Source organism: Blastomonas sp., from assembly GCF_041747255.1.
In the GTDB taxonomy this organism is placed as follows: domain Bacteria; phylum Pseudomonadota; class Alphaproteobacteria; order Sphingomonadales; family Sphingomonadaceae; genus Blastomonas.
In genome coordinates, this window is sequence record NZ_JBGTFM010000356.1 from 1 (window position 1) to 2,541 (window position 2,541).

Below are 2,541 nucleotides of genomic sequence, written 5' to 3' on the forward strand. Positions count from 1 at the left end.
CACTCGCGGCGACCGGGGCCGACGGGATCGGGCTGTTCCGCACCGAATTCCAGTTCCTCGTCTCGTCCACGCTCCCGGCGCGTGAGCGGCAGACGCGACTCTACCGCGATGTGCTGGATTCGGCCGGCAGCAAGCCGGTGATCTTTCGCACCGTCGATATCGGCGGCGACAAGGCCTTGCCCTATCTCGACCATGACGAAAACGGCGACGAGGAAAATCCGGCGATGGGCTGGCGCGCGTTGCGCTTGGCGCTCGACCGCAAGGGCTTGATGAAGGCTCAGGCGCGGGCGTTGCTCGAGGCTGGCGCCGGTCGCACGCTCAATGTCATGTTCCCGATGGTTGCCGAGCCATGGGAGTTTGACGCGGCCAAAAAGGTGTTTGAAGACCAGCGCGCCTTCTTGAAGTCCCGCAAGAAAAAGATGCCCGACCGCATCCGCTATGGCGCGATGCTGGAGGTGCCCGCTCTCGCCGAAACGCTGGATATTCTTTGCCCCAATGTTGATTTTCTGTCGATCGGCACAAATGACCTAACGCAGTTCCTGCTCGCCGCTGACCGCGCGCACCCCAAGCTTGCCGAACGTTACGACTGGATCAGCGCGTCAATCCTGCGCTTTTTGCGGCGCGTTGTGCAGACTGTTGAGCCTTATGGCGTGGATCTGACCGTTTGCGGCGAAATGGGCGGCCGACCGCTGGAGGCACTGGCGCTGATTGGCATCGGTATCCGCCGCCTGTCGATCACTCCGGCGGCGGTCGGGCCGATCAAGGCGCTGGTGCACTCGCTCGATGTCGCTGCGGCGCAGCAAAAGCTGTCGGCGCTGCTTGCCGCGCCGCCTGCAGATATGCGTGCCGACTTGCTGCAATGGGCCACCGATCAGGGTGTCGAACTTGGCTGAACCGTTTGCGGGCGGGTCGGTTGTGCCCTCCAACGCTGAAACGTCTCCAAATTGACGCAAATATGTAAAATCGGCTCAAATGCTTGACTTTTGGACCGTATTATAGTTGTTATTCAAATTGCTGGCGGAACGAAAACATCCGTGCAAACGCCGGTGGGGAGCGTAGTAATGTCTAGCGAGACAGGCAGGGAAGACCGCGCGGCGTCCGCGAGTGAGCCGGATGCCGAGTTCACGTCTGTGGGCCAGCGGCTTGTGGCTGCACGGCAAACTCTGGACATGACCTTGCAGGATGTCGCAGCAAAAACGCGCATTCCTGTGCGCCATCTCCAGGCGATCGATGACGGCAAGCTGAAGTCCCTACCCGGGCGCACCTATGCCATCGGCTTTGCGCGTGCCTATGCGCGCGCAGTCGATGTGCCTGAAGAAGCCATTGCCGCGGCGGCGCGCACTGAACTGGGCGATCACTCAAGCAACCGGCCGCGCGATGCGCAGCAGTTCGATATCGATGAGCCCAGCAAGGTGCCATCGGCCCGGATTGCGTGGCTGGCGGCGGCGCTTGGTGCGGTCATCTTAATTTCAGGGTTTGGCATCTGGCGCACCTATTTCTTTCCAGGCGTTGATGTCGAGGAATTCGCGCAAGCGGCTGACACTGTCACTAATGATGCCACACCTGCTGCCCGCGGAGACGCGGCCAAGCGGCCAGATGCAAGTGAAACGCCTGCCAGCGGACCAGCGCCTGAAGCGAATGGTGAGGTCGTGTTCACCGCCACCGAAGACGGCGTCTGGGTCAAGTTCTACGATGTTCAGGGCACGCAGATGATGCAAAAGCAAATGGCGCTCGGCGAGCAATATGCCATCCCTGCGGATGCGAACGGACCGCAGATCTGGACCGGACGCCCCGATGCATTTGAGATTACGATCGGAGGCCGCCCGGTGCCGCCACTCGGGACTTCTGAGGTTGCGATCAAGGATGTGCCGGTCGGGGCGTCGGCCCTGTTGTCGCGCGATGTAGCGTCGCAATCGTCGACGCAGTCCCCGACTGAGGCAAATCCGGGCTAGATCTTTGGCACCCGCTCCGACCTGGCCGGGCTATCGCTAAAAAAAGTCCAGCGCATTGCTTTGATCTCGTCGGCGCGCGCCGTATAGCTTGGCGAAATTGCCTGCATGTCATGGAGAGTGAAAAATGGCCATTTGTGGTCCGGTTCCTGTTTCGCTGAGCGGATTTGCGCGACTCACGCGGGCTTGCGGCGCGTTGATGCTGGCAGCATCGGTTGTGGCGGTCAGCCCGGCATCGGCCCAGGCGACGTCAATTGAGCCGCGCGTCAAGAAGCTTGAAACTGAAATGCGCGCGGTGCAGCGCAAGGTCTTCCCCGGTGGTTCTGAGCGGTTTTTTGAGCCCGAGATCGCCGCGCCGCAGTCCGCGCCGTCGACTAGCGGGGTCATCGCCAGTGCGCCGCTGACCGATCTTTTGCAGCGGGTCGATACGCTGGAAAACCAGATTGCCCGGCTGACCGCGCAGGGTGAGGAGAACAGTTTCAAACTCGGCCAGTTCGAAAAGCGGCTGCTGGCGCTTGAAGTCAAGGCGGCCGAGGCGGCCGTTGCTGCCGAGCCAGTTGCGGCCCCGGTGGCAGGCACGTCTGGCGGCACC

2 protein-coding genes and 1 pseudogene are annotated in these 2,541 nt (G+C 61.8%); all 3 read left to right on the forward strand.

Annotation, left to right across the window (positions count from 1 at the left end; all coding sequences use genetic code 11):
* A partial coding sequence (locus ACEW8G_RS12160; RefSeq protein WP_373488682.1) for a putative PEP-binding protein occupies positions 1-893 on the forward strand: 893 nt, incomplete at its 5' end.
* A gap of 168 nt (positions 894-1,061) precedes the next feature.
* The gene (locus ACEW8G_RS12165) at positions 1,062-1,952 is read left to right on the forward strand and encodes a helix-turn-helix domain-containing protein (RefSeq protein WP_373488683.1); all 891 of its coding nucleotides are present in this window, start codon (positions 1,062-1,064) and stop codon (positions 1,950-1,952) included.
* A gap of 196 nt (positions 1,953-2,148) precedes the next feature.
* Positions 2,149-2,541, forward strand: a pseudogene (locus ACEW8G_RS12170) (hypothetical protein); the annotation flags it as partial.